This window comes from Paenibacillus sp. FSL P2-0089 (assembly GCF_038595095.1).
GTDB classification, from domain to species: domain Bacteria; phylum Bacillota; class Bacilli; order Paenibacillales; family Paenibacillaceae; genus Paenibacillus_AQ; species Paenibacillus_AQ silagei.
In genome coordinates, this window is record NZ_CP152006.1 from 2376994 (window position 1) to 2402512 (window position 25519).

Annotated in this window: 26 protein-coding genes and 1 other RNA gene; 20 read left to right on the forward strand and 7 right to left on the reverse strand. The window is 53.7% G+C overall.

From position 1 onward, the window contains the following. Nucleotides 1-173 precede the first annotated feature (173 nt). The 3 genes from NST69_RS09640 to NST69_RS09650 all read left to right on the forward strand — a co-directional run bounded on the left by NST69_RS09640 (nucleotide 174) and on the right by NST69_RS09650 (nucleotide 1857). Nucleotides 174-1022, forward strand: coding sequence for a DUF624 domain-containing protein (locus NST69_RS09640; protein WP_339255366.1), 849 nt, complete (start codon nucleotides 174-176; stop codon nucleotides 1020-1022). A 104-nt stretch (nucleotides 1023-1126) separates the two neighbouring features. Then, nucleotides 1127-1318, forward strand: a non-coding RNA gene (gene ssrS / locus NST69_RS09645) — 6S RNA. Nucleotides 1319-1467: 149 nt separating this feature from the next. Continuing rightward, the gene (locus NST69_RS09650; RefSeq protein WP_036725209.1) at nucleotides 1468-1857 is read left to right on the forward strand and encodes a DUF1499 domain-containing protein; all 390 of its coding nucleotides are present in this window, start codon (nucleotides 1468-1470) and stop codon (nucleotides 1855-1857) included. A gap of 195 nt (nucleotides 1858-2052) precedes the next feature. Here the strand turns inward: NST69_RS09650 and tpx are convergent, their stop codons facing one another. After that, nucleotides 2053-2571, reverse strand: a complete 519-nt coding sequence (gene tpx / locus NST69_RS09655) for a thiol peroxidase (protein WP_076078429.1) — start codon at nucleotides 2569-2571, stop codon at nucleotides 2053-2055. Nucleotides 2572-2683: 112 nt separating this feature from the next. Between tpx and NST69_RS09660 the strand changes: the two genes are divergently transcribed. Continuing rightward, on the forward strand, nucleotides 2684-3310 hold the full coding sequence (locus tag NST69_RS09660; RefSeq protein ID WP_340954173.1) for a rhomboid family intramembrane serine protease: 627 nt from the start codon (nucleotides 2684-2686) through the stop codon (nucleotides 3308-3310). A gap of 14 nt (nucleotides 3311-3324) precedes the next feature. After that, nucleotides 3325-4242, forward strand: coding sequence for a LysR family transcriptional regulator (locus tag NST69_RS09665; RefSeq protein ID WP_209874261.1), 918 nt, complete (start codon nucleotides 3325-3327; stop codon nucleotides 4240-4242). Between the two features lie 35 nt (nucleotides 4243-4277). Here NST69_RS09665 and NST69_RS09670 read toward each other — a convergent pair whose 3' ends face one another. Both NST69_RS09670 and NST69_RS09675 read right to left on the reverse strand, forming a co-directional pair. Beyond that, nucleotides 4278-4952, reverse strand: coding sequence for a zinc metallopeptidase (locus NST69_RS09670; RefSeq protein WP_036725481.1), 675 nt, complete (start codon nucleotides 4950-4952; stop codon nucleotides 4278-4280). Nucleotides 4953-4989: 37 nt separating this feature from the next. Then, a complete protein-coding gene (locus tag NST69_RS09675) occupies nucleotides 4990-5421 on the reverse strand; it encodes a MerR family transcriptional regulator (protein ID WP_036725200.1) in 432 nt (143 codons plus the stop codon). A 562-nt stretch (nucleotides 5422-5983) separates the two neighbouring features. Here NST69_RS09675 and NST69_RS09680 point away from each other — a divergent pair. The 4 genes from NST69_RS09680 to NST69_RS09695 all read left to right on the forward strand — a co-directional run bounded on the left by NST69_RS09680 (nucleotide 5984) and on the right by NST69_RS09695 (nucleotide 10170). Further along, entirely contained in the window at nucleotides 5984-7378 is a 1395-nt protein-coding gene (locus tag NST69_RS09680; protein WP_036725199.1) for an ammonium transporter, read from the forward strand. Between the two features lie 39 nt (nucleotides 7379-7417). Further along, nucleotides 7418-8491 carry a DUF294 nucleotidyltransferase-like domain-containing protein gene (locus NST69_RS09685; protein ID WP_245368266.1) on the forward strand — a complete coding sequence of 358 codons (1074 nt, stop codon included), beginning with the start codon at nucleotides 7418-7420 and terminating at the stop codon, nucleotides 8489-8491. Next, entirely contained in the window at nucleotides 8488-9237 is a 750-nt protein-coding gene (locus tag NST69_RS09690) for an exonuclease domain-containing protein (RefSeq protein WP_209874255.1), read from the forward strand. Before NST69_RS09685 ends, NST69_RS09690 begins: the two co-directional genes overlap by 4 nt. A 372-nt stretch (nucleotides 9238-9609) precedes the next feature. Next, on the forward strand, nucleotides 9610-10170 hold the full coding sequence (locus NST69_RS09695) for a TlpA disulfide reductase family protein (protein WP_340954169.1): 561 nt from the start codon (nucleotides 9610-9612) through the stop codon (nucleotides 10168-10170). A 95-nt stretch (nucleotides 10171-10265) separates the two neighbouring features. On the opposite strand, the gene cimA is transcribed toward NST69_RS09695, so the two are convergent. After that, nucleotides 10266-11885, reverse strand: coding sequence for a citramalate synthase (cimA, locus tag NST69_RS09700; RefSeq protein WP_340954166.1), 1620 nt, complete (start codon nucleotides 11883-11885; stop codon nucleotides 10266-10268). Between the two features lie 196 nt (nucleotides 11886-12081). Here cimA and NST69_RS09705 point away from each other — a divergent pair, with 196 nt between their 5' ends. The 3 genes from NST69_RS09705 (at nucleotide 12082) to NST69_RS09715 (ending at nucleotide 15342) form a co-directional block, all read left to right on the forward strand. Beyond that, entirely contained in the window at nucleotides 12082-13374 is a 1293-nt protein-coding gene (locus NST69_RS09705) for a DNA polymerase IV (protein WP_340954164.1), read from the forward strand. A 160-nt stretch (nucleotides 13375-13534) separates the two neighbouring features. After that, complete coding sequence (locus tag NST69_RS09710) at nucleotides 13535-13777, forward strand: ferredoxin (RefSeq protein WP_036702186.1); 243 nt, start codon at nucleotides 13535-13537, stop codon at nucleotides 13775-13777. A 137-nt stretch (nucleotides 13778-13914) separates the two neighbouring features. Beyond that, complete coding sequence (locus NST69_RS09715; RefSeq protein ID WP_340954161.1) at nucleotides 13915-15342, forward strand: L,D-transpeptidase family protein; 1428 nt, start codon at nucleotides 13915-13917, stop codon at nucleotides 15340-15342. Here NST69_RS09715 and NST69_RS09720 read toward each other — a convergent pair. Then, nucleotides 15339-15476 (reverse strand): hypothetical protein, encoded by a 138-nt coding sequence (locus tag NST69_RS09720; RefSeq protein ID WP_200869536.1) that lies wholly within the window; start codon nucleotides 15474-15476, stop codon nucleotides 15339-15341. The two genes, NST69_RS09715 and NST69_RS09720, sit on opposite strands and share 4 nt — an antisense overlap. Before the next feature lie 155 nt (nucleotides 15477-15631). On the opposite strand from NST69_RS09720, the gene NST69_RS09725 reads away from it, so the two are divergent. The 7 genes from NST69_RS09725 to NST69_RS09755 all read left to right on the forward strand — a co-directional run bounded on the left by NST69_RS09725 (nucleotide 15632) and on the right by NST69_RS09755 (nucleotide 22258). Beyond that, nucleotides 15632-16126 carry a hypothetical protein gene (locus tag NST69_RS09725; protein ID WP_342549100.1) on the forward strand — a complete coding sequence of 165 codons (495 nt, stop codon included), beginning with the start codon at nucleotides 15632-15634 and terminating at the stop codon, nucleotides 16124-16126. 155 nt (nucleotides 16127-16281) lie between these two features. Continuing rightward, a complete protein-coding gene (locus NST69_RS09730; protein ID WP_036725185.1) occupies nucleotides 16282-17376 on the forward strand; it encodes a quinone-dependent dihydroorotate dehydrogenase in 1095 nt (364 codons plus the stop codon). Between the two features lie 27 nt (nucleotides 17377-17403). Continuing rightward, nucleotides 17404-18216, forward strand: a complete 813-nt coding sequence (locus NST69_RS09735; RefSeq protein WP_036725183.1) for a GTP pyrophosphokinase family protein — start codon at nucleotides 17404-17406, stop codon at nucleotides 18214-18216. Beyond that, nucleotides 18206-18670, forward strand: coding sequence for a DUF309 domain-containing protein (locus NST69_RS09740; RefSeq protein ID WP_036725180.1), 465 nt, complete (start codon nucleotides 18206-18208; stop codon nucleotides 18668-18670). Before NST69_RS09735 ends, NST69_RS09740 begins: the two co-directional genes overlap by 11 nt. A 68-nt stretch (nucleotides 18671-18738) precedes the next feature. Beyond that, nucleotides 18739-20355: an RsmB/NOP family class I SAM-dependent RNA methyltransferase gene (locus NST69_RS09745; protein ID WP_342549101.1), complete on the forward strand. Its 1617-nt coding sequence runs from the start codon at nucleotides 18739-18741 to the stop codon at nucleotides 20353-20355. A 3-nt stretch (nucleotides 20356-20358) separates the two neighbouring features. Beyond that, the gene (locus NST69_RS09750; RefSeq protein WP_036725177.1) at nucleotides 20359-21108 is read left to right on the forward strand and encodes a pseudouridine synthase; all 750 of its coding nucleotides are present in this window, start codon (nucleotides 20359-20361) and stop codon (nucleotides 21106-21108) included. Nucleotides 21109-21460: 352 nt separating this feature from the next. Next, nucleotides 21461-22258 (forward strand): Cof-type HAD-IIB family hydrolase, encoded by a 798-nt coding sequence (locus NST69_RS09755; RefSeq protein WP_036725175.1) that lies wholly within the window; start codon nucleotides 21461-21463, stop codon nucleotides 22256-22258. Between the two features lie 289 nt (nucleotides 22259-22547). Here the strand turns inward: NST69_RS09755 and NST69_RS09760 are convergent, their stop codons facing one another. Continuing rightward, nucleotides 22548-22637: a sporulation protein YjcZ gene (locus NST69_RS09760; RefSeq protein WP_143803672.1), complete on the reverse strand. Its 90-nt coding sequence runs from the start codon at nucleotides 22635-22637 to the stop codon at nucleotides 22548-22550. Nucleotides 22638-22751: 114 nt separating this feature from the next. Next, nucleotides 22752-24158, reverse strand: coding sequence for an RsmB/NOP family class I SAM-dependent RNA methyltransferase (locus tag NST69_RS09765; protein ID WP_342549102.1), 1407 nt, complete (start codon nucleotides 24156-24158; stop codon nucleotides 22752-22754). A gap of 221 nt (nucleotides 24159-24379) precedes the next feature. Here NST69_RS09765 and NST69_RS09770 point away from each other — a divergent pair, with 221 nt between their 5' ends. Then, nucleotides 24380-25516, forward strand: coding sequence for a glycosyltransferase family 4 protein (locus NST69_RS09770; RefSeq protein ID WP_342549103.1), 1137 nt, complete (start codon nucleotides 24380-24382; stop codon nucleotides 25514-25516). Nucleotides 25517-25519 lie beyond the last annotated feature (3 nt).

Here is a 25519-nt window from a genome sequence, read left to right on the forward strand (position 1 = left end):
AACCTCCTTTGAGCATGGGGGATTTGTTGTGGTTACAATGTAATATATGGACGTATTGCGGAGCTTGCTTAGACACTTACCTAGAACTTGTAAACTTGGGCGCTGGAAAAGTCCTGTACAAACAGGTATAGTTAAGATACGCAGTATGCACAAGATAGACAGGAGGAAGGGAATTGGAGTTTAAAGGAGCAATGGGCGGTATATACCGCATCACGGAATGGATCTCACGCATCGCCTTCAGCAATATTTTATGGGCATTGTGTTCGATACCGTTTCTGTTCGCAGGAATTATGAAGATCCTCATGCTGGGTTCAGGAGCAGGCGGACCGAATGAGCAGATTATGCTGAACTGGGTACTTGGTGTATTCGCGCCATTCACTGTATTTCCGGCTACGTCGGCGTTATTTACAGTGGTGCGCAAATGGGTAATGGGCAATACCGATGTAAGTACATTCCGCACTTTTTTTCAGGGATACAAAGAGAATTATCTGAAAAGCATGCTGGGAGGGCTTATCTACACCCTGCTGTTTGTCGTGATGTACGTTGATGTGACCGTATACATGACGCAAATGCCGAATTTCAAGATTGTCGGTATCTTGATGCTGGTGCTGATGATTATTTTGTTCGTATCGATGTTTAACTTCTTCTCCATCGTGGTTCACTACCAGATGACGTTCAAGGAAGTGGTAACCAATTCGATTCTGCTCACGATCGCCCGGCCGATCCGTGTGTTCTCGACGTTGATTGGTTCAGGCGTTCTTCTTTATATAGGTCTGCGGTATCCGGTGCTCTATGTGCTGTGTATTCCTACGCTGATTGCTATGCTCGCCTTCTTTAATTTCTTCGCTACATACAATAAGCTGCAACTACAAGTGGAGAAGAAGAAGCTGGCTGAAGAACAGGCTGCGCTGGAAGCAGCTGAGAATGAAGGTCTGCCGGCCGATGATGATGACGATGATGACGAAGACGAGGATGAAGACGACAGAGATAAGGACACCGGTAAGGATTTTAAGCGGACTTAACATTTCCGTGATCATCCGGGCAGTAATGTCAACGGAAAATGATCCCGGCGTTAAATAAAGCGCATACAGGTTTACTTTTTCGTCAAAACGCACTATAATGTTTATAAATCCTGCGATGTACGTTATGGTTGCTCGTTGTTTTGAACCAATGATAATGTCTTGGGAGATCTACATGAAGCGCGGCTGAACAGCCCTGTCTATATGACCTGGGGAATTCAAAAACGACTTCTGCGGTCACCCACCTGCTCTAGCAGGTTCAGAAGACACTGCAGCCGGACGGCATAGGCGGGTTTTCTAATGGAATTGACAAGGCATCCTGTTACCTGCTCACTAGCGGGTAGAGGGTGCCTTTTTCAAGGTTAAAGTGAGCAATGCCCTTTTGTTCCGCGGACAAGAGTGTTACACTTAGGGTAGTGAACTTGGGATTTGAAGAGGGGGAAGAATTTTGTCGTTGAAAAGAACCTTGGTCGGTTTATTTCGCAGTCATGACGGAACAAGCGACCGTGCCAAAGATCCGGCATTGAAAACGCGTTATTACAATCTTTCAAGAGACAAGGCGTGGGATGAAGTATCCGCAACGCTGAAGAAAATTCCTGGTTATAAGGTCTTGCATGAAGTGCAGTCTGTAGGGGAGATTACCCTGGAGAAAAGAACGGCGTTAGGCCGCTCGCTGGATATTACCGTATCTGTGTTAAGCACCACGCCCGTACGCTGTGCCGTAGATATATATTCAGCATCCAGAGGGTCGCTTGGCGATCTGGGTGCCAATTACCGTGTCATTCAGCGTTTGTACCAGTCTCTGGATAAGAAGCTGGGCAAATATAAGGTGGATTAAGGACAGCATTCGGGCATGTATTGCCGGGATTGTATGCGGTTTCCGGGAGTGGGACAGTCTGTTCCGGGCACGGCTATTCCTTATTGATCATCATACGCAAAAAGCGGAGAAGGATGACCTTCTGCCGCTTTTTTTCAAAAATGTACATTTATAGTCTTGGATGCTGTATAACATATCAGTGCTGTCCGTTTAAGCCTAGAGCAGAGCTTTAACTGCGGAAATCGCCGCTTCGTAGTCCGGGTGCTCAGCCATTTCACCGAGATACTCGACATAAGCCAAAGTGTCGTTCTTGTCTACAACGAAGATGGAGCGCATGTCGAGGCGGAATTCTTTGATCAGGACGCCATAGGCTTGTCCGAAGGAAGTCTCTTTGTGGTCGGACAGGGTGATTACACTGTCGATGCCTGCGGCGCCGCACCAGCGGGCCTGGGCGAAAGGAAGATCTGTGCTGATGGTGAGAATGACTACATCATCGCCAAGACCGGCAGCCTCACTGTTGAAGCGGCGGGTCTGCGCATCGCACACACCGGTATCCAGGGAAGGTACAACGCTGATCAGCTTGATTTTTCCAGCGTATTCTGTAAGTGTAACATCTTCCAGGAGATTCTTGCTTACCGTGAATTGCGGCGCGGAATCTCCGGCTTTCAGCTGCGGGCCTACCAGAGTAATGGGGTTGCCCTTAAAAGTGGCTACGCCTGTTCTTTCTTGCGTCATGTCCTTGTTTCCTCCTTGAATTGCATTATTGGCATGTACCTGCCAGAATAAATTATAATCTTTTTAGAAGCTGGATGTCGAGCTGGACAACATACATAAAAGGATGGATGTTATGATTTTTATAAGGTATGAGAAGTGGAGAAGCTATCTCCGGTATTATCCTGTAACCTGTGCGCTGATTCTGGCCAATGTGGTTATGTTCATCGTGCTGTCCCTGAATGGCGGCTCCACCAACCTGTATACACTTGTGGAGTACGGGGCTACGGTCAATGTGGGTGCGGAAACGGATGAGTTGTGGCGCTGCGTGACGGCGATGTTCCTTCACAACGGCTTCGCTCATTTGTTCTTCAACACCTTCTCGCTGCTTGTGTTCGCCCCGCCGCTGGAGCGGTTGATGGGCTGGTGGCGTTATGCACTGCTGTATCTGGGCGGCGGCTTCATTGCTAATCTGCTGTGGGTTCTTATAAGCAGCCGAGGGAATGTGGAGATTGGAATTGTCTCTGTAGGGGCCTCGGGGGCGATCTACGCCGTCTATGGCGCATTCCTCTATATTGCGGTGTTCCAAAGGGCAATGATGGATGAGGGCTCGCGCAAGACGCTTTACGGACTTCTGGTGATGGGGATTATCGTATCCTTTGCCGCTCAAAATATCAACTATATAGCTCATATCGGCGGCCTGATCGCCGGATTCTTCATCTATGGGCTAATCATCCGTGTATTCAAACGAAAACGTCGATAAGGAAGGGTGTAATCGTGGAGCTTAGACAGCTGCAGTATTTTCTGAAGGTTGCCCAGAAGGAACATGTCACCAGAGCGGCGGAGGAGCTGCATGTCGCACAATCTGCGGTAAGCCGCCAGATTCATCAGCTGGAGCAGGAGCTGGGAGTGGATCTGTTCATGCAGAAGGGGAGGAATCTGCAGCTTACGCCTGTCGGGCAGCTCTTTTGCAAAAGAGTGGAGTCGGTCCTGAATGAACTCGACCGGTCGGTGGCGGAGGTGCATGAATTCCTTGACCCGGAGCGCGGCGAGATCCGCATCGGCTTCCCGCATAGCCTCGGGACCCATCTGATTCCTTCCATTGTGGCGGAGTTCCGCAGCCATTATCCCCATGTGAAATTCCGCTTCAAGCAGGGAGCCTATCCATCCTTAATCAAGGATGTTATCTCTGGAGAGGTGGATCTGGCATTCATCTCGCCGTTCCCGGAGAATGTAGGGCATGTGGCCGGAGATATCGTAATGACCGAGGAGCTGTTCGCCATTCTGCCGCAGAATCATCCGCTTGCAAGCAGGGAAGTGATCCGGCTGGAACAGCTGCGGGACGAGAAGTTCGTATTGTTCAGCCAAGGCTACTCGTTGCGGCCGATTGTGTGGCAGGCCTGCCTTGCGGCAGGGTTCAAGCCGCAGATTGCTTTTGAAGGCGGGGAGACCGATACAATCCGCGGTCTGGTAGCCGCCGGGATGGGGGTAAGCTTGCTGCCGGAGATGGCGCTCTACCAGACCAACCCGATGCAGCCTGCACAGGTCCGGGTGGTGGAGCCTACGATTACCAGAACCGTCGGGCTGATTCACCGGGCAGAAGGCAAGCTGCCGCTGGTCGCCCAGTCCTTCCGTAACTTTCTGCTTACCTATTTCAAAGACAGGCACACAGACAATACCCCGGTCGGCTCATAGCCTACCGGGGTATTGTCTGTGTAGTAATATAGATCTTAATCGCGGTTACCGAGGAACATCAGGATCAGGCGGATCAGCTCGATCAGAGATACCAGCGCTGCTGCCACATAGGTGAGCGCTGCGGCATTCAGGACCTTGGCTACGCCGCGCTCTTCATCATTACGGATGAAGCCCTGCTGTACCATAATCCGGCGCGCGCGGCTGCTGGCGTTAAATTCAACGGGCAGCGTGACGAGCTGGAAGGCTACTGCGGCAGAGAAGAAGATAATGCCGAGCCCGATAAGGTTGAACGAGCTGAAGATGAAGCCTGCAAGCAGCATGAAGGGAGCGACCCCGGAGGCGAAGTTCACGACCGGGAACATCCGGTGGCGCAGCGCCAGCATCGGATAATGCTCCTTGTGCTGAATCGCATGGCCGATCTCGTGACAAGCGACGGAGACCGCTGCGATGGAGCTTTCATAATATACAGGCTCCGACAGCCGTACAACGCGGTTAATCGGGTCGTAGTGGTCTGTAAGGGTTCCCTGAACCGGTTCAATGGGAACATCGTAGAGTCCGTTGGCATCCAGCATACGCCGGGCAGCTTCATAACCCGTTAAGCCATTCATGTTCGGCACCTTGGCCCATTTCTTGAAATTGCCCTTGACCCTGAACTGGGCCCATACAGAAAAGATAAAAGCGACAGCTAACAACAGATACATTAGTGGCATCATATGTGCTCATTCCTCCATTATAAATTACAAGCTGTTACATTGGCGGCCCTTGCGTCAGCAGAAGCCGGATCGCTTCCATACAGGCGACGCCCTGAGGAATCAGTGCTGCCAGTGCCCGGTTGGCCTGGCCAGGCTTCAAACCGCTTATCACGGGCTCCAGGGCCTTCACTTCCCGTTCTAGCTGCTGCATCTGAAGCTCAAGCTGGACCAGCTTGCCGGAGACCTCAGCCTCAGGTGTGGCTGCATTCCACTTGCCCATCAGGGATTTGATTTCTTCCAATGTATATTTCTCTTGCTTAAGCTGATTAATACGTTGAAGAACGACTAAGGTTTCATGACTGTAGAGCCGGTAATTCTTCATGCTCCTGGATTCCGGTGTAATCAGTCCAAGCTTCGTATAATAATCAATGGTACGTTCACTGATGCCGGCAGCCTTGGCCAGCTCTCCGATCCGGTAAAGGGTCATATCTCCAAGTTATCTCACCTCGCTATTTCCTGCGTAAAATAATCATATCAAATTGGAAACCGTACAGTCAAACGTGACGCTTACTTTAAAGTATATGCTGACTTTTCATAAAGATGCTGGGGAGGCAATCGAAGCGAGAATATTCCTTAGAGGAGAAGAATCCATGTAAAACATGACATGGCGTGTCATATACTTAAGCGCCCAGCTCAGCTGGTAATCATCAGGATCGCGGTGAGCGGGTGATACGGTATGGTGTGATCAAGGGATAATAAAAGGCATGTTTACTAATAGACATTAATAAAAATACAGTATGAAACTTAGGAAAAAGCTCTGTTGACTGTATGCGTTTGCATGATTGGTACGTAAGGAAGCGTGCTAATTGTGCCGGGTTACCGGTAATCGTGCTCGGGAATAGTCCTTAAGTGAAGAAAAGCGCAGCTTCCAAAATTAAATTAAAGCATTCAAAAAAATAGTCTTGTCAATTTACCTGACTTCTGATTATAATGACATTAAGAGTTTCACGCTTTGTTAGAAAATATAACATTGGGGAGTGGGGTACACTATGAAAAAAAAGATGTTGATGATGTTCCTGGGTATGATTACACTAATGATCTATCCGGTCAGCGCCTTCGCGGCTGAGGGTCCGGCAGCACCGGATCTGCAGATTGGACTCGACACTGCATTTACGTTCCTGGCATTTATCCTTGTATTCTTCATGCAATCAGGATTCGCATTACTTGAGGCGGGTTCGGTCCGGATGAAGAATGCCGGCCACGTGGCCGGTAAGACGGTACTGACACTGGCGATTGCCAGCTTGTGCTTCTGGGCACTGGGCTTTGGCCTTGGCTTCGGTAACGGCAACAGCTTCTTCGGAACTACAGGCTTCTTCTACGGTGGAGATTCCACAGCCTCCGCATTTGAATCCCTGGCCTTTTCCGATGTTACACTAAATACGAAATTCCTGTTCCAAATGGCATTTGCGGCAGTCTCCCTGGCGATTGTATCCGGCGGTATGGCTGAACGTGCTAAGCTTAGCGTATATATTATCTTCGGAATTCTCTTCTCGGTTGTGATTTATCCGGTTGTAGCTCACTGGGTATGGGGCGGCGGCTGGCTGGCAGAGCTGAGCATGCAGGATTATGCAGGCTCTACAGTAGTCCATCTTACAGGTGCAACAGCGGCTGTAGTGGCGACCATTCTCCTCAAGCCCCGTCTTGGCAAATTCAACAAAGAAGGCAAGCCGGTTATTATTCCGGGTCATAACCAGGTCTTCACTGTACTTGGTGTTATCATTCTCTGGTTCGGCTGGTTCGGCTTCAACCCCGGCAGCGCGTTGTCCCCTATGGGCGGATTCTTCGGACACGTAGCGCTGACTACGAACATTGCAGCGGCAGCAGGCGGTCTGGCAGCACTGGCAGCTTCCTGGCTGTACTTCGGCAAATCCGATATTCCGGCCATGCTTAACGGCGTACTGGCAGCTCTGGTTGCCATCACCGGTGCCTGTGCCTTTGTAGAGCCTTGGGCAGCCATCATTATCGGTCTCATTGCCGGTGCCTTTACTTTCATGACCTCGCAGTGGCTGGAACGTGCAGGATTGGATGATCCGATCTATGCTTTCTCTGTACATGGTATCGCCGGTATGTGGGGGGCGTTGTCTACAGGCCTCTTCGCAGCACCTGATCTGATTGAACAAGGCGCACTTGTAGGTAAAGCAGGTCTGTTCTACGGCGGCGGCTTCCATCAGCTCGGCGTGCAGGCACTGGGTGTAGTCGGAACCTTCGTGTTCGTAGCTGTGATGTCCTTCGTCATCCTGTATGTAATGAAGATGGTTATGGGTATCCGTGTAACGGAAGAAGAAGAATTGATGGGTCTGGATATCAGTGAGCATGGTACGTACGGTTATCCTGAGCAAATGAAGCTGATTAGTGAATCAGAATCCAAAACCCTCAAACACTAATATTTATACTCAGGCAGGGAGGCGGACCGAGTGGCTTCGATGGAGGCAGCAGATTGGAACGAAGAAGAAAGTTACTTGTCCATCGTAACAGCCGGTTCGCCGGAGGAGCTTAAGGCGAGGCGTACCGCTTGTCAACAAGTGCTGCTGGAGCAGCTGGGCGTGATTCCCGTTCAGGTATGGATGCACCGGGTCAATGCGATGCATGACCAGCTTGCCGGGACGGCGGTACGCATATGTGAGGCGCAGATGAAGGAGGCGGGCTACGGCCTGCCTCCCTGCGCCTATTCCTTTATTGTATTCGGCAGTGCGGGCCGGCAGGAGGCTACGCTGTGGAGCGATCAGGATAACGGCTTAATTGTAGAGGAAGCGCTGGAGGGTGAGCGGAAAAGGTATTTCGAAGCTTTTGGCAGCATGCTGTCGGATGTGCTTGAGGCGATTGGCTATGAGAAATGCGAGGGCAGGGTCATGTGCTCTGAGCCGCTCTGGCGGAAGTCACTGGCAGACTGGAAGCGCCAGCTGTCTGACTGGATGGAGCAGCTCGAATGGGAGCCTGTCCGGTACCTGATTATAGCTTCGGATATGCGCCATGTAGCGGGAAGTGAGGCACTGTCTGCGCAGTGGCGGGAAGCCTTGCATGCCGGATTCACAGATAACAGCAAATTGACGATGGCGGTACTGCGCAATACGGTGCGCCATAAAGCAACGCTGAATCTGCTGGGGCAGGTGCTCACGGAGCGGTTCGGTGATAATGCTGGCGGCTTCGATGTCAAATATGGTCTCTACATTCCGCTTGTCAATATTGTCAGGCATTTGTCGCTGCTGCACGGAATCGAAGCATCTTCGACACTGAAGCGGCTTGATGAGCTGGCTAAGCTGGAGCAGTATCAGCATCTGGAAGAGATCAGGCGCGCTTGTCTGACGGCGCTCAGGATGCGGGTGAACACGCCGTTTACAGTGACGGACGGCCTGCTCGTGAGCAGCGATTATTATGCCGAGAATGATCTGAAGAATAAGCAGCTCCGGGCGGAGCTGCGGGAAAGCCTGCTGCTGATCAGACGCCTGCATAAGGCGCTGCAGCGGCAGCTCCGGTCAGCGGAAAGGAGACAGCTATGAAGGAGCCGAGCAAGGGCGGAGGATTCTGGAATAATCTGCGGCAAGGCGGAATGCCCTCCGCCATCGCTTCCATGAGAGGCGGAGAATCGGCGCAGCAGACAGCCCAGCAAATGGCCTTTATCCGTTCTCTGATGCGTGAGAAACGGCGTCCCGAGGTGCTGCATACTCCGCTGTCTGAACTGGAGACGGTGATATTCGATCTGGAGACTACGGGCTTCTCCCACCAGGGCGGGGATGAGATTATGTCCATCGGGGCGATCCGGGTGGTCGGGGAAGAGATCAAGGCAGAGGAATGCTTCTATACACTGGTGAACTGCGGGGCAACGATTCCGGACAATATTACGAGACTGACCGGAATCTCAGCAGAGATGACCTCCTCTGCTCCGCCGCTGATGGACGGCTTGCATAACTTCATGTCCTTCGTCGGGCAGCGGGTACTGGTGGCGCACGGAAGTGCCCATGATAAGGCGTTCCTGAATGCCGCCCTATGGAAGACCTCCAAGGTCCAGTTAACCCACCGGGTGCTGGATACGATGATGCTGGCCCGCTGGCTGGAGCCGCACCGCAGCAATTATACGCTGGATGAGCTGCTGGCGATTCATGAGATTCCCATCGAGGGCCGCCATCATGCGCTGGAGGATGCCAAGATGACGGCGAAGCTGTGGGTAGCTTACATCCGCCAGATCTTACAAAAGAATCAGGTAGATACGTTAGGCGACTTATACGCCTATCTAAGCAGGACATGAGAGTTATTGGTAAGACTGGCCGGATTGCAGTGCAAAGCGGGGACTGATTAAGGTATATCTGGAAGGCGGCGGGTCAGGCGCTACGTTGCGTATCGGCCTTAGGCCAATACACATGCCACCCGCTGCGGCAGCGCCAGCAGCTGTTCGCAGGTCTCCTGCGGCAGCCGGGCAGCAGAAGCTTCCCCAGCCTCTGCTGTACGGAAGAGTCCGGTCTGAACAGCCGGGGGCTTCCCTGGCCGCTGTCAGCTTTACCCCTCTCTCTTCATGGGATTTCGTCTTTGACGGAATCCTCTTTTTTTATGATAACGTTTGAAACTGGAGCAAGTGGGGGTACAATAGAGAAAAATCCTCCATGTAAAGGATCTGAACTCTATGAAAGCAGTCCATAAACGGAATGTAACGATTCTGGCCTTGATTGTTTTTCTGGCCGTTCTTGCCATAGAACATAAATTGAAATCGGAGCCTAAGGCGGTTGCGGTCCTGCAGCGGACGGCGGAACCGGAGATTGGTGCATCTGCCGGACTCAAAGCGCCTCCTTTTACAGTGCAGGAAGGGGATAAGCAATATGGCGTCGATGGGGCAAGGGAGAAGCCGGTGATTCTTAACTTCTGGGCCTCCTGGTGCGATCCTTGCCGGCAGGAGGCTCCTGAACTGAATAAGCTGGCTATGAAATACAGCAAGGTGCTGGATGTATACGGCATTAACGTAACTAGCCAGGATTACAAGCCTAATGCGGAACGCTTCGTCAAGAAGTATATGCTGACCTTTCCGGTAATGTATGATCTAAAGGGCCAGATCTTCGACAAGTATAACGGGGCGGTGTTCCCGACCAATGTATTGATTGATAAGAACGGGGTCATCAGCGAGATTATTCTGGGGGTCCTGAGCGCAGAGGAACTGGAGAAAAAGATTATTGCGCTGACTGGCTCTTAGCACCGGCGATCAGCCGCATAGTGAAAAGCCCTCCTGCGCGGAGAAAGTTCCGCAGAGGAGGGCTTTTTGGAGTGCATAGAGCGAAGCCAAGGAGGTCAGTGATTCACCAGACCTCTCGGTTCATTGCTGGTCTGGATGCCCTGCTCCAGTGAGATCTGTCCCAGAAGGGCATATCGCATGGAATCGACCAGAGCCTCCCAGCTCGCTTCGATCACGTTGCTGGATACGCCTACTGTGCTCCAGGTGTCGCTATAATCCTTGGATTCAATCAGCACACGTACCTTCGCGGCAGTCTGATCCTGTTCATCCAGCACACGGACCTTATAGTCGGAGAGGTGCATATCTTTAAGCTGAGGGAAGTAGGTCTGCAGCGCCTTACGCAGCGCATTATCCAGCGCGTTGACCGGTCCGTTGCCTTCGGCGGCTGTGTACAGGCTCTCGCCGCCGACCTTCAGCTTGACGAAGGCCTCGGAGACGACAGGGCGGCCGGCGGTCTTCTCAACCAGCATCTTGAACGACTCGAAGGTGAACAGCTCATTCATCTCGCCGGTCGCTTCCCGGAGCAGCAATTCAAGCGAAGCATCTGCGCCTTCGAACTGATATCCCTGGTGTTCAAGATTCTTGATCTTGTCAATCACCTTGCGTGCCTGCTCGCTGCTTGGATCAAGGCTGAGTCCCATCTCCTGCGCCTTGGACAGCACATTGCTCTGTCCGGCAAGCTCAGAGACCAGAACACGCTGCTTATTGCCGACCAGCTCAGGGACGATATGCTCGTACGTGCGTGAATCGCGCAAAATGGCAGATACGTGGATGCCGCCCTTGTGGGCGAATGCGGCTGTGCCGACATAAGGCTGATTCACCGGCATATTCACATTGGCAACCTCGCTGATGAACCGGGCCGTATTGGTTAACTGCGGCAGGGAATCGCCAGGGATGCAGTGATAGCCCATCTTAAGCTGAAGTGTGGGAATGATGGAACACAGATTGGCATTGCCGCAGCGCTCGCCATAGCCGTTAATAGTCCCCTGAACCTGCCGGGCACCGGCACCGATTGCGCTCAGGGTGTTGGCAACCGCAAGCTCACAATCGTTGTGTGTATGAATACCGAGCGATGCTTCCGGGAGCAGCACGCCGATGCTTGTCACAATATCATGAATCTCCTGCGGCAGGGTGCCGCCGTTCGTATCGCACATCACCAGCCAGTCTGCTCCGGCCTCGCGGGCACGGGTGAGAACAGCAGCGGCGTATTCAGGGTTGTTCTTGAAGCCGTCGAAGAAATGCTCTGCATCGAAGATGACCTCAAGCCCCTTGCGCTTCAAATAAGAGATGGAGTCGAAGATCATGGCCAGATTCTCTTCCAGGGTGGTCTGCAGGGCAGTATGAACATGGAAATCCCACGATTTTCCTACCAGGGTAGCCGCCGGAACGCCTGCGGTAATCATCCGCTGCAGTCCCTCGTCCTGCTCGGTTACAGTGTTTTTGCGCCGGGTGCTGCCGAACGCGGTAATCTTGGCATTCAGATGAAGCTCCTGGACTCTTTTGAAAAATTCGATGTCCTTGTTGTTGCTTCCCGGATTGCCGCCTTCGATATAATGGACACCCAGATCGTCGAGTTTCCTGGCAATCTTCAGCTTGTCATCCGCCGACAGACTGATCCCCTCGCCTTGTGTTCCGTCGCGCAGGGTAGTATCGAAGATGGAGATAGACTTAGACATGAGTGTCCTCCTAAAAGTGTTATTAGCCTTCGCATAGGAAATTAATTTTTATATTATAGCATTTTTACGCGGGAAAGTAACAAAGAACTTTTCACCGCGCTGTCACAAGCGGCTCTCTTGGCAAGTTGACCTCCCGCCGGGGTAGAGGTATGCTGACAATAACAATGGAACCCCGAAAGATAAGAAGGTGGATGCCATGCAGAGTGTGGATCAATATTATCCGGCAAGCGGCAGGGTTATTCTACATGTGGACATGAATGCCTTCTACTGCTCTGTGCATGAGGCGGAAGATCCGGAGCAATATAAAGGCAAGGCGACAGCGGTGGCGGGCAGCGTGGAGGCTAGAAGGGGAATTATCGTCACCTGCTCCTACGCCGCGCGCAGGCTGGGCATCTCCACGGGAATGCAGGTGCAGAAGGCGCTGCGGATTTGTCCGTCTTTAATGCTTATTAATCCGGATTTTCATCTATACCGCAAGTACTCCAATGCATTCATGCAGATTGCCTACAGCTATACTCCGCTGCTCGAAGCCGTCTCTATAGACGAATGCTATCTCGATATCACCGGCTCCCGCCAATTCGGAACGCCGCCGGAGATTGCCGAGGCGCTGCAGCGGCGGATTATGGAGGAGCTGGGTCTGCCTTGCTCCATCGGGATTGCCCCCAACAAGCTGCTGGCGAAGATTGCTTCTGATCTGAAGAAGCCCAGCGGCATCTCCGTGCTGCGGCTGCGCGATGTACCGTCCGTGCTGTGGGACAAGCCGTGCAATGAGATGTTCGGCATTGGCGGCAAGACGGCCGAGAAGCTGCGCAAGCTGGGCATCTACAGCATCGGACAGCTGGCAGCCGCGGACGAGGCGATGCTGGTCGGCCATTTCGGTGTCATGGGCGCCTGGCTGAAGCGGGCGGGGAACGGGATTGATCACGGAATCGTCAATCCTGAGCGGGAGCAGAGCAAGTCCATCGGCCATACAACCACGCTGCCGCATGATGTGGTAGGGCTGGCTGAGGCGCGCCCGATTCTGCTGAACCTGAGCGATCAGGTTGCGCGGAGGCTGAGGAAGCAGGGGCTGGTTGCAGCGGGGGTACAGCTGACGATCCGCACGCCGGATATGAAGACGATCACCCGCTCCCGCCAGCTTGAGGCTCCCACCGAGAGCGCCGAGGACATTTATAAGGTAGCATGCGACCAGTTCGCGCGCCACTGGAAGGGCGACAAGCCGGTGCGGCTGCTGGGGGTAACGCTCCAAGGGCTGATGCCCAAAGAGGAGTCGGCTATTCAGCTGGACCTGTTCGACTACGAGCGGCAGCCGAAGAAGGAGTCGCTTAATAAGGCGATGGACATGCTGCGTAACAAGTTCGGCGAGAATGCGGTGCTGACCGCAGGGATGCTGAGCGACAGCCACTCGGCGCGGCTGCGTAACCATAAGGAGCGGGGCACCTCGCTGCAGAAGGACAATCTGGGCGGCGCAGACAAGGAGATAGAGTGAATTAAGGCCCGGGATCAGCTGCTTGGAGCATCCCTGAGAATGAGGCAATAATGTCAACACATTGAAAATTCATTGAAATTGTATCCTATTTATATTAATATGAGAAAAATAACAGGCTGCGACTGCAGGCTGTATAGTTAAGCGGGAGGCAGAGAAAAAAATGGCTAAGTACACTTGGGTCGAGAAGGACACATGCATCGCTTGTGGTGCTTGTGGCGCGACGGCCCCTGATATTTTTGATTATGATGACGAAGGTTTGGCAGAAGTGATCTATGAGAACGACGGCAACCACGGTAATGTTGTGATTCCGGACGACTTGTTCGATGACCTGCAGGATTCAGCTGACGGATGCCCTACAGATTCCATTAAGATTGCAGATGCACCTTTCAACAAAGAGGGCTAAGCTTCTGCCGTCTCCATAAAAGACATCTCAGGACCGCGATAAATGCGGCTTGAGGTGTCTTTTTTTGCATTCCCTGCCGATATACAATAGAAGGTACATACGAATACATAACCATACCACCAATAGTGGAGGCCAACATGAAGAATGCTCAGCATCTAAAAGCCTATGTACAGATGCATCCGGATAATAAGATGGCATGGTACTTGCTTGGTAAGGAATACTATAAGAACGGGCAGTATGGAAAAGCGAATTACTGCTATAATCAGGCCGGGGAAGTGTATGAGGCATTTGAACGCAGCAAGGTGCCCGCGGAAATGCTGCAGCAGTACGAGGAAGGGCTGCTGGAATCGGCCCGGGAACGGCAGACCGCGAGGCTCAGGAAGCGCCGGGTGCTGCTGGCTCTAATGCTGCTGCTGCTCATGCTTATTCCGGCTGCCGTCGCACCGGGGATTCTGCCGGACAGTAAGGGTGCAGCTGCCCCGGTCGAAGCGGTCTCAGCCGTGCTGCCGGAGACAGCCGCAGAGACGCAGGGAAGTCCGCAAGAACCGGCAAGTCTGGATTTCACGGCGGTAGCGGCGGATGCTGCTGCGGGGGGCGGGGGCCTGGCAGCCATCCTGAAGTCGGCGAAGACGCCTTCCGCCACCGCACTGCTCGGTATGAAGCGCTCGGGCAAATGGCTGCTGTGGAAGAAAGGGCTGCCGCTGGAGGCTACTCTTGCCAAGAGCGGAGAAGGGCGTATAGTCTATCAGTCCTATAATCCGGCAGCGTGCGCATGCCAGCCGCCGGATTCGGCGGAGCTTAAGCAGCAGGGGCTGGGCTGGCAGAAGCAGCAGGAGGAGCTGGCTGTGCTCTGGAGTGCGCTGCGTGCGTACAAGAGCAGCAAGGGAGCATATCCCGAAGCGGTGCAGGAATTAGTGAAGCCGTTCCCGGCGAACGTGCTGGGCGGCATCACCCCGCTGATGAAGGAAGCCTTCGCACCTCTGCGCAGAGCCGCACGGGGAGAGGCGCCGCTGTTCTCAGCATCACCGCAGCCGTCCGGCGGACAAGATGCAGGTATTCCGGGGCAAGAGCAGACGGGCGGCGGAGGTCCGGCGGAGGGGCCGGGGGAGAAGCTTTTTTTCAAAGAACCGCTTGCTATTATTGTAGATAAGCAAAACCACCGTCTGGCGGTCACCAGCGGCAATGTGATTTTACGGAATTATGCCGTAGGACTCGGCGGAGATAAGACCCCTGAAGGGGAGTTCTTCATTAAGGATAAGGTCGTGAACCCGAACGGGCGCGATAACGGGGAGTTCGGCAGCCGCGGTATGCAGCTCTCGGACAGTAATTATGCGATTCACGGGACGAATGAGCCGGATAGCATCGGCAAGGATGAGTCGCTGGGGTGTATCCGGATGAGCCGGAAGGATGTGGAGGAACTGTTCGCCATGGTGCCGATGGGCACGAAGGTTCAAATCAGTCAAGGGGTTTTGCCTGAGGAGCTTGTCGTACCGGAGGAACGTTTCCCTTCGGATTCGCCCCGTAATCAGACCAACCCCCATAAAGTGTACCATTGGCTGAACTAATTCCCGACAAAGACAAATAAAACGGCGATAAGCGCAATCAGCAGTACCAGGCTGGCGCTGATCCACAGAATGGCTTTGCGGTTGACTTCTTCTTTTTTTTGCTGGAGTGTGGGAGGTTTGCGTTTCGTTGACATTTGGTCACCCTTCTTTCTCTCTTATTCTGTGATAACCCTTACATGTGAGGATTGGCGGTGGTGCATGGAACTTGTACCCGCTCCTCTATTCTAGTCTGGATGAAAAGACAAGTCTAGCTGCAATCTCTTACGGTAGGGACTGGCTGGCCGAAGTCTTGGTCTATACAGAGGAATACCGGCTGGAGTATCATAAGGAAGGTTTTATGCTGGAGCGTGAAGAACACAAAAGCAGGAGTGATGCTGCCATGGCAAGCAGGTCCAAAAGCAAAATTCCGGTACTGCTCTACCGCTACACAGGTCCGCCGAGGAATATAGGGTTCACCTTTTCCCGGTATGATTTGAACATGGACGCGGGCGGGAATGCACCGGGAGAGATGCTGTTTATTTATGAAGGCGATTTCGAATATCTTAAGCCTGCGGTCAGCAGGGTCTTCCCTCTATCCGATCCGTTCACCGGGGAAGAGATGACATCGCTGGACCCGTGCTGGGAGAACCCGATTCCGAAGAGCCAGTGGGAGTCTATCTTAACTGAGCTTGAGCAGCAGCCGGTTACAGACTCAGGACTGCAGGATTTCCTGAACCAGTTCATAAGCTGGGCAAGGAATCATCTGCGTACTGCGGACGGAATTGAAATTACGGGGAATCAGTGAGAATTGGCGGCGGCGTGAAGCAAGTGCGGCAGGGCGGGGACAATCGCTGCGGCAAAAAACTTTTCTTTTCCCCCGGAAACGGATAAAATTAAGAAGAAACCTATAGATACGGGAGTCGTTATGTCAATTGTGGTTCCCTTAAAGGAGCGAGAACGGTGCTGTATCGACATTTTGGTAAACCGATTTTCTTTAAAATGGACCCGGAGACGGCGCATCATCTCGTCATCGGCGGACTGAATAAAGCAGATCTGGTTCCCGGCGGGAGCGCGGCTATGCGCCTCATGTACGGGGTTCCTGAGACAGCTGACCTTGCGGTGGATCTGTTCGGGGTACATTTCCCGACCCCAGTGGGCTTAGCGGCAGGACTGGATAAGAATGCAGAAGCGGTAGGAGGATTCTCTTCGATCGGCTTCGGATTTATGGAGGTAGGCACGGTAACTCCGGTAGGCCAGCCCGGCAATGACAGTCCCCGGCTGTTCCGGCTGCTGCCCGACAAGGCGCTCATTAACCGGATGGGCTTCAATAATGAAGGCGCGGAGGCCATGGCTGAACGCCTCAAGAGGCTGAAGAAGCGCAGAATTCCGGTGGCGGTCAATATCGGACGCAACAAGGCCACCCCGAATGAATTGGCACATGAGGATTACCGCAAGTGTATCCGTACGCTGTATCCGTACGGTGATTTTTTTGTGGTCAATATCAGCTCGCCGAATACCCCGGATCTCCGGAGTCTTCAGCATGGCAGCGAGCTCTCGAACCTGCTTAGCGAGGTTAAGGAAGAGATGGAGCTGCAGCGGGCGAAGACGGGCGCCGCGAAGGGGCTGCTGGTCAAGATTGCTCCCGATGTCAGTGACGCTGAGCTGGAATATATGGTACATACCATCACGGAAGCCGGAATGGACGGTATCATTGCCACCAATACGACCCTCTCCCGTGAAGGGCTGCAGAGCGACAAAGCCTGTGAGACGGGCGGGCTGAGCGGCCAGCCGCTGCGCGAACGTTCTACAGAGATTATCCGCAGAATCTATAGCCAGACGGGCGGCAAGCTGCCGATTATCGGGTCGGGAGGGATTTTTACAGCCCAGGATGCTTACGATAAGATACGGGCAGGCGCCAGTCTGGTCGAAATTTATACAGCACTCATCTATGAAGGGCCGGAGGTTAACCGCAGAGTGCATGCCGGACTACGGCAGCTGCTGCGGCGGGACGGCTTCGAGAGGCTCCTTGATGCGGTAGGCGCTGATCATCACTGAAGGATGAATGGACAGGAGGACAAGGCGATGGACGTCAGGGACTGGGGAACTTTTCTGCTTCCTTATGAACAAACGGTGGAGGAATTGAAGGTTAAATTCAAGACGATGCGCTCTGAACTCAAGAAAAGGGAAGAATATACGCCGATTGAATTCGTTACCGGCCGTGTGAAGCGGCTGTCTAGCATACTTGAGAAGGCCAAACGGTTAAATGTAAAAATGGAGGATCTGGAAACGGGCATCGAGGATATCGCCGGCATTCGCATTATGTGCCAGTTCGTCGAGGATATCCGCAGAGTGGCGGAATACATCCGTGCCCGCAAGGATCTTGAAGTGTTATATGAGAAGGACTACATTACCAACTATAAGGAAAGCGGCTACCGCAGCTTCCATATGATCATCCGGTATCCGGTACAGACTGCGCTTGGTCAAAAGATTGTGCTGGCTGAAATCCAAATCCGTACACTGGCGATGAACTTCTGGGCAACCATTGAGCATTCGCTGAATTATAAATACCGGGAGAGCCTGCCCGATGAAATGCGGGTGCGCCTGAAGACGGCAGCAGAAGCGGCTTCCATTCTGGACAGCGAGATGTCGAGTATCCGGGAAGAGATTCTGGAAGCGCAGAAGACCTTCGAGGAGAACTCGAACATGACGACCCAACTGCTGAAGGCTATTCATCAGCTGTATTTCTATCATCTTGTGAATGAAGCGATTGAAAGCCAGGAACGGTTCAATGCGATCTGGCAGGCTCAGGATATGGATGCGATGAAGGAACTGCTGGACCATGTGCGCGAGCTGCTCTCGAATGCCAAGAAGGGCAGCGAGCCGGATGGCTTATGAGCCGTTGTATCTGGCCTACCTCATCTACTTCAACCGGGACAGGGATTATTTCGAATGTCATGAGGTGCTTGAGGAATTATGGCTGGAAAAGCAGCGTGATCCGTTATACAAAGCTCTGCTGCAGGTGGCAGTCGGGCTGTACCATTTCCGTAATGCCAATGTGCGCGGGGGCTTGATTCTGCTGAAGCAGTCTCATGAAGTACTGGGCAGATATCCGGCGGTGACGCTTGGTATTGATCTGGAGAAGCTGGTCCGGGAAGCGGGAGCGTATGTTGCCCGTCTGGAAGCTTACGAAGATCAGCCCTTTGATTATTATGATCTCACCATCTGCATCGTAGATCCCGTGCTGAAGGAAGAGGTCAGGCTGGCGGCAGAGTCCATTCAGCCTGTGGTGCCCCAGCGGCGCGGGCCGCAGCAGCCGGACAGACCGAGGAACAGGCCGGATGGCGCTTGACCATAGTAAGGCTACAACAGGAGCACCCGCAGGGGTGTTCCTGATTATTTGAGCGGGAGGAAGGCATCATGACGGCACAACTGCCCGGAGCTTTCGCGCAGCGTATGAAAGAGCTGCTGGGACCGGAATATGAGCAATTTACAGATACCTATCAGCAGTCACCCTACGGGGGAATCCGTGTCAATACACTGAAAATAACGGTGGACGGGCTGCGGGGGCGTTCCCCCTTCACCCTGGAGCCGATTGCCTGGTGCCCTTCGGGCTTCTATACCGGAGAGGGAGCCAGACCCGGCAAACATCCCTATTATCATGCCGGGCTGTACTACATTCAGGAGCCGAGTGCCATGGCCCCGGTTGAACTGCTGGACGTTCAGCCGGGGGACCGTGTGCTCGATCTGTGCGCAGCCCCGGGCGGTAAATCTACCCAGATTGCCGCCAAGCTGCAAGGAGAAGGCCTGCTGGTCTCGAATGACCTGCATCCTGAACGGACGAAGGCACTGGCCAAGAATCTGGAACTGTACGGGGTACGGAACGGTATTGTCCTGAATGAGCGCCCGGAGCGGATTGCGGCGGCCTTTCCCCGCTTCTTCGACCGGATTCTGATCGACGCGCCGTGTTCGGGTGAAGGCATGTTCCGCAAGGACGAGGATATGGTCAGACAGTGGGAGCCGGGAACCCCGGACAAATATGCGGAGATGCAGCGGGAGATTCTGCAGGCCGCAGCTTCAGCGCTAAAGCCCGGCGGTACTATGGTGTACTCCACCTGCACGTTCGCTCTGGAGGAGAACGAGGAGATGATTGCCGGATTCCTGTCCGGGCATCCGCAGTTCTCGCTGGTTCCCGTAGGCGGAACCGGCCCGTTCGCTGCCGGACTCGGCCCATTGCCGGGTGCGGCGCGGCTGTGGCCGCATAAGGTCAAGGGGGAAGGGCATTTCATGGCTGTATTGCGCCATGACGGAAGTGGCGGACCTGCGAGAGAGGCATTTGAGGCCGGGGCAGCAGAGAATGGAGCTACGGTGGCAGACACTTTAGAGAAGGTAAAAGCACGAAATGATAAGAGAGAGAGAAGTCTGTCTGCCGCGCCCCGGAGCAAGGCTGCGAAAACAGACTTTCACAGTAAGGCAGTTCCCGGCAGGGCAGATCAAGGCCGGGGCGGCAAGGGAGGACGCGGATCTGGACACGGCTCCGGCTCTGGTAGAGCCGGAACGGGTCCAGGTCCGCAGTCACAGCGAACTGGCGGTGAAGCGCTAGGCTTCGCGGTCTATGCGGACTTTATTCAAGAGCTGCTGGGGACACAGCCGCCCGGACATGCCATATGGTTCGGCGATCATCTATATCTCTCCCCGTTGCCGCGTGAAGCGCTGGACGGTCTGAAGACGGTTCGGCCGGGCTGGTATGTAGGGCAGATCAAGAGCGGCAGATTTATTCCCGGTCATCCGCTCGCTACAGCACTGCGTCCTGAGGAATGCAGCCGCTCGGTATCGCTATCCAGCACCAGCGGGGAAGCGGTGTCCTATCTGAAGGGGGAGACCCTGTCGATCCCCGCAGAGCGTCTGTCCGTTAAGGAAGGACATGCTTACAAAGGCTATACCCTCGTCTGCATCGACGGCTTCAGCGCAGGCTGGGGCAAATGGCAGGACGGGCTGCTGAAGAACGAATATCCCGCAGGCTGGAGGTGGACTTAGAGTATGGCTACAGGAGAAAATGCAAATAAGAAGCAACGGATTGACAAGGTGCTGTCCCACATGGGGATCGGCTCGCGCAGCGATATCCGCAAGCAGGCCAAGCAGGGCCTGATCACAGTAAATGGAGCTGTCGTCAAAGACAGCGGGTTCCATGTAGACCCGCAGCAGGACCGCATAGAGGTTGGCGGGGAGCCGGTCCTCTACCGGGAATTCATCTATCTGATGATGAATAAACCCCCGGGAGTGTTATCCGCCACCGAGGATAAACGGGACCGCACGGTTCTGGACCTGCTGAAGCAGGAGCATGCGCTGTTCGAGCCTTTCCCGGTCGGGCGGCTGGATAAGGATACCGTGGGTCTGCTGCTGCTTACCAATGACGGCAAGCTGGCACATGAACTGCTGTCCCCGCGTAAGCATGTCCCCAAGACCTACGAGGCCACCGTCGAGGGTGAGGTCGATGCGGCGGATGTGGCTGCTTTTGCCGAGGGTGTTACGCTTGAGGATGGTTATGTGACCCTGCCCGCGCAGCTTAGCATTCTGAGCAGAGAACGGGGCAGCCGCGTGCTGTCGTATATCTCACTCACCATTACGGAAGGCAAATTCCATCAGGTGAAGCGGATGTTCATAGCTGTCGGGAAGAAGGTAGTGTTCCTGAAGCGGGTGTCGATGGGCGAATTGAAGCTGGACGAGACTCTGCCCGAGGGAGCTTGCCGGGAGCTCACGGCCCGTGAGCTGGAGCTGCTGAAGCGTTAGATGATACACCTCTGACAGCCTGATAGCCTAACTGCCTGACTGCCGGTAACGGACTCAACTGCGCTTATTTCGGCAAAAAGGCTGATTTTCACCTGTTCACGGACTCCACGGCCTTTATTGGCAGCTATTTGGCGTAATTTCAACCACTGGTGAGGAGATAAGTACACTCGGGTCCGTTAGACGCTTAAAATAACCGTTTGTGCCGAATTAGCATCTTTGGAGTCCGTTAAACGGAAACTTAGTTTATAGGGATTAGGTACGCCGGGAGCAGCTTGATCTCAATGAGCTTCCAATGAATGGTGAAGCAGGAAAATGCCTGGCGGTATACTATACAGAGATAGGATGATGGGGTATGAAATACAAACTGATTGCACTGGATGTAGACGGAACACTGCTGAATGATGATCATCAGCTCAGCGAAGAGAACAAAGCGGCGGTTGCTGAGGTCACGCGTCAGGGCGGGCAGATTGTACTATGCACAGGGCGCAGTCCGCAGAATTCGATTCCTTTTATGGAGGAGATGGGCTTGTCGGGGTATGTGCTGGGCCATAACGGAGCGGCTACGGTGAGTGTCAAGGACCGTAAGGTACTGCACCAGTACGGGCTGGACGCCAGAGGGCTGGACCCGTATATCGCCTATTGCCGCGAGCGTGATATCCATTTTGATGTGAATACGGCATTTGAGATGTATGTGGATAATGTGGAGAACCTGACGAAGGAAGCCCACTTTATGTATGAGCATTTCCGGATTATGCCTGCATCCCTTCCAGCCTGGGAGGAGTTCCGCGAACCGATTGTCAAATTCACTGTGTTCACACAGTCCGATATTCTGGATGAAGCGCAGCGGGAGTGGGCTACTTGGGGAGAGCAATACAATATTCTGCGCAGCGGAGAGTTCTTCGTTGATCTCATGCACCCGGAATCCTCCAAAGGCAATGCCCTGAAGCACCTGGCAGCTGAGCTTGGCATTCCGCAAGAGCAGGTGCTGTCGATCGGCAACTATTATAATGATATCTCCATGCTGACGTATGCCGGTCTGGGCGTGGCGATGGATAACTCTCCGGTAGAGGTCAAAGCAGCCGCAGATGTGATCACCGGTACCAATAATGCCAACGGTGTGCGCGATGCGCTGGTGAAATATTGTTTGTAAAAACACTAACTATTTATGGAGCATATGATTGATTTGGCTCTTACTGATCCACTGCGTTCGTAGCGAAAAAACAGGATAAGTGTATTCTGTGCAACTAGAAACAGTGAAGCGGAAGTCCTCCCTCTTCTAATTGTAGTCTGTACAACTAAATTTTTACCCCTTGCACCCTAATCAGGGCGCGGTAAACCCTCTGTAAGCAATATTTGTTGAATAGTGATGAAAAAGCAGCCTGCCCCCTTAAAGGGGGCGGGCTGCTTGAGGTCCGTGTGCTGTGCTGCTTATAGCGGAATTAGACGAACAACGAACGGGAAATGATTACGAGCAATATGAAGAGTACCAAGATCGCACCGGTCGAAGTGAAGCCTACACCTGCACCCATGTCTGATTCCTCCCTTGATTCATGTCTGTTCCCACTTGCCGCCTTAAGTCCGGCGGACTGCCATGGGATAATGACATCATATGCGTAGGGAGGCTTCATGAACTGGTCAACTGCCTAAACCTCGTCAAGATGGGCTTTTAGAATCCGCAGACCCTTGGGCAAATGATTCTTGAGCTGGCCGGAGCTGGCTTTGCCCCAGCCTACAGGCAAGCCGTCTACGGTTACCAGCGTCCAGCCATGCAGGCTTGGCGGAACCGGCAGACTCTCGCCGCGCAGCCAGGCCTGAATCTCCGTGCCGTCCGCAGGCATATCATAGCTGCGCGCCGCCTGATCTGGCCGGAGTGCCATAGCCAGAGCGTGGGCGGGCTCGATCCGGTTTTTCTTAAGATGGGCAATATGCAGTCCGGCACGCGGCACCTTGAGCCCGTCCAGTATCCCGGTGTGCAGCCGCCCACTGAATGCCTCAGGCAGCAGATACAGGGATTCGCCGAAGAGAAGCGGGACGCCGCGATCGGCGAATCCGGGAAGCTCTGCCAACGCCCAGCTCATGAACTGTTGATAGGCCTCCCTAAGCGTAGCACTTGTCTTCGGACCGTCACTGCCGCGTTCACCGCGCTTGCCCCGGCTCTTGCGCGGAGCGGAATCCGCCGGGTCTGCTGAAGCCGCCTTGTGCAGCAGGGCCACGAAATGCCCTTCGCCCCGCTCCAGATGCGGCCACAGCCGCTTCGTAACGATCAGCTCCATATCGGGATAGGTCTGCACGAAGCGCTCCATCGTCTCCTCATTCTCCTGGCGGTTGAAGGTACAGGTCGAATAGACCATATGGCCGCCGGGCTTCAGCATCAGATACGCATCCTGCAGAATATCCCACTGTCTGGCTACACAGATCTCCACATGCTTCGGAGACCATTCATCTATCGCCGCAGGGTCTTTGCGGAACATTCCTTCACCGGAGCAAGGCGCGTCCAGCATGATGCGGTCGAACACCTCAGGGAATCTTTTGGAGAGATCACCAGGAGCTGCGGAAGTAACCAGTGTGTTGCTTATGCCGAGCCGCTCGACGTTTTCGGCCAGGATTTTGGCCCGCTCCGGGTGAATTTCATTGGAGATGAGCAGCCCTTCCCCTTGCATCAGTGCGGCGATATGGGTGGTTTTGCCGCCGGGAGCAGCCGCGAGGTCGAGAACGATCTCTCCGGGAAGCGGCTTCAGCAGCTCGGCTGCGGACATTGCGGAGGGCTCCTGAATATAATATAGTCCGGCGGTATGATACGGATGTCTCCCCGGGCGAGCGGGGTCTTGGTAATAGAAGCCTGACGGACACCATGTTACCTGTGACAGACCGAATTGTGAGATTGCCTGCTCCGCTGCGGTGCGGCCGGAAGGTACACTGCTTTTTAAAGTATTGAACCGCAGACCTTGGGTCCGCGCAGCAAGATAGCTCTTCAGAAAAGCGTCTGCCGAATCCCCCAGCATCTCTCTAATATTGGCGGTGTAAGCGGCAGGCAGTCGTTCTTCATTCATAAATCACTCTCCTCTAGTCCAAGTTCAAGATAAGTAAAGCTGTCATCTTAGTTGCTGTTTCGGGTGGATACCGATAAAATTAGGTATGGAACCTTAGCGTACCTGTACCTGTACCTATAACTGTAGCAGTACCCGAAATTGTAATTGTACATATACACAACTATATCATAATTGCCGGCCTTCACCGTAAATAGGGCAATTGTAAAGGGAGATGTACCTATATGAACTTGCTGCAAGCGCTATTCTTCCCGCCGGAGCAGCCCGGTGGTGTATCTTCTATGATCCCTTATCTCCAGGAACGCTTCCGGTCCAGCCGCTGGGAGATGGATTTGTTCTGGCTGCCTAAGCGCATCCGGGGCAAGGGGCGCGAAGACATCGTCTTCGAGACCTTCGACTGGACACTGTACGGCGAAAGTCCTGTTGTGCAAAAATATATTCAGACCTACCGGGATTACATCTGGTGGACTAAGCTGCGGATGAGTAAAAATTATGACCTGATCCATGCCCATCACCCGATTGCCGGGCTGGCCATGAAGAGAATTTATCCTGACGTTCCCTTGATTCAGACGCTGCACTCCAGCTATGAGCGTGAATTAATTCTGAATGGGGTGATCCGGGAGGGGGGGCTTGAGCATCAGTTCCTGGTCGCGATTTACCGGGAGCTGGAGCATGTGAGTGACCGGCTGATGACGGTTTCGCGTGCTTTTGCCGATTATGTGACACCTTATATTGACCAGCCGGACAGCATTGGAGTCATTCCCAACGGATTCGATGAGAAGAGATTCAAGCCTGTCCCGCATGAGAATGACATTCCGCAGCTGGTCACAGTTACCCGTCTCGTACCGGCCAAAGGCATAGATATTCTGTTCAAGGCTTGTGCCGAGCTGAAGAAGCGGGGACATGAATATGTGCTGCATATTATCGGGGACGGACCGAGCCGGGCGGAGCTGGAGCAGCTTGCGCAGGCGCTGGGCATATATAATGAGACTATTTTTTACGGCTATACGCTGCATCCTGAGGAATTCATGCCGTTCTTCGATATCTTCGTATTGCCTTCGCGGGCGGAGGCGTTCGGTTCGGTATTTGCCGAGGCTGCGCTGAGCTGTCTGGCGCTGGTCGGGACGAATGTGGGCGGTATTCCCGAGCAGATTGAGGACGGGGTGAACGGGCTGCTGGTGAATCCGGATGATGAGCTGGGACTGGCAGATGCTCTGGAAAAAGTAATCACGGACCCCGGCTACCGCTATGAGCTGTCGCGTTCGGCCTGGGATAAAGCAAAGAGCCTCTACTCCCTGACCCGTGTGGCCAATGAGCTGAAGAAAACCTATCTGCAGTTCCAGCCGGGAATGAAGGGGTGAGGC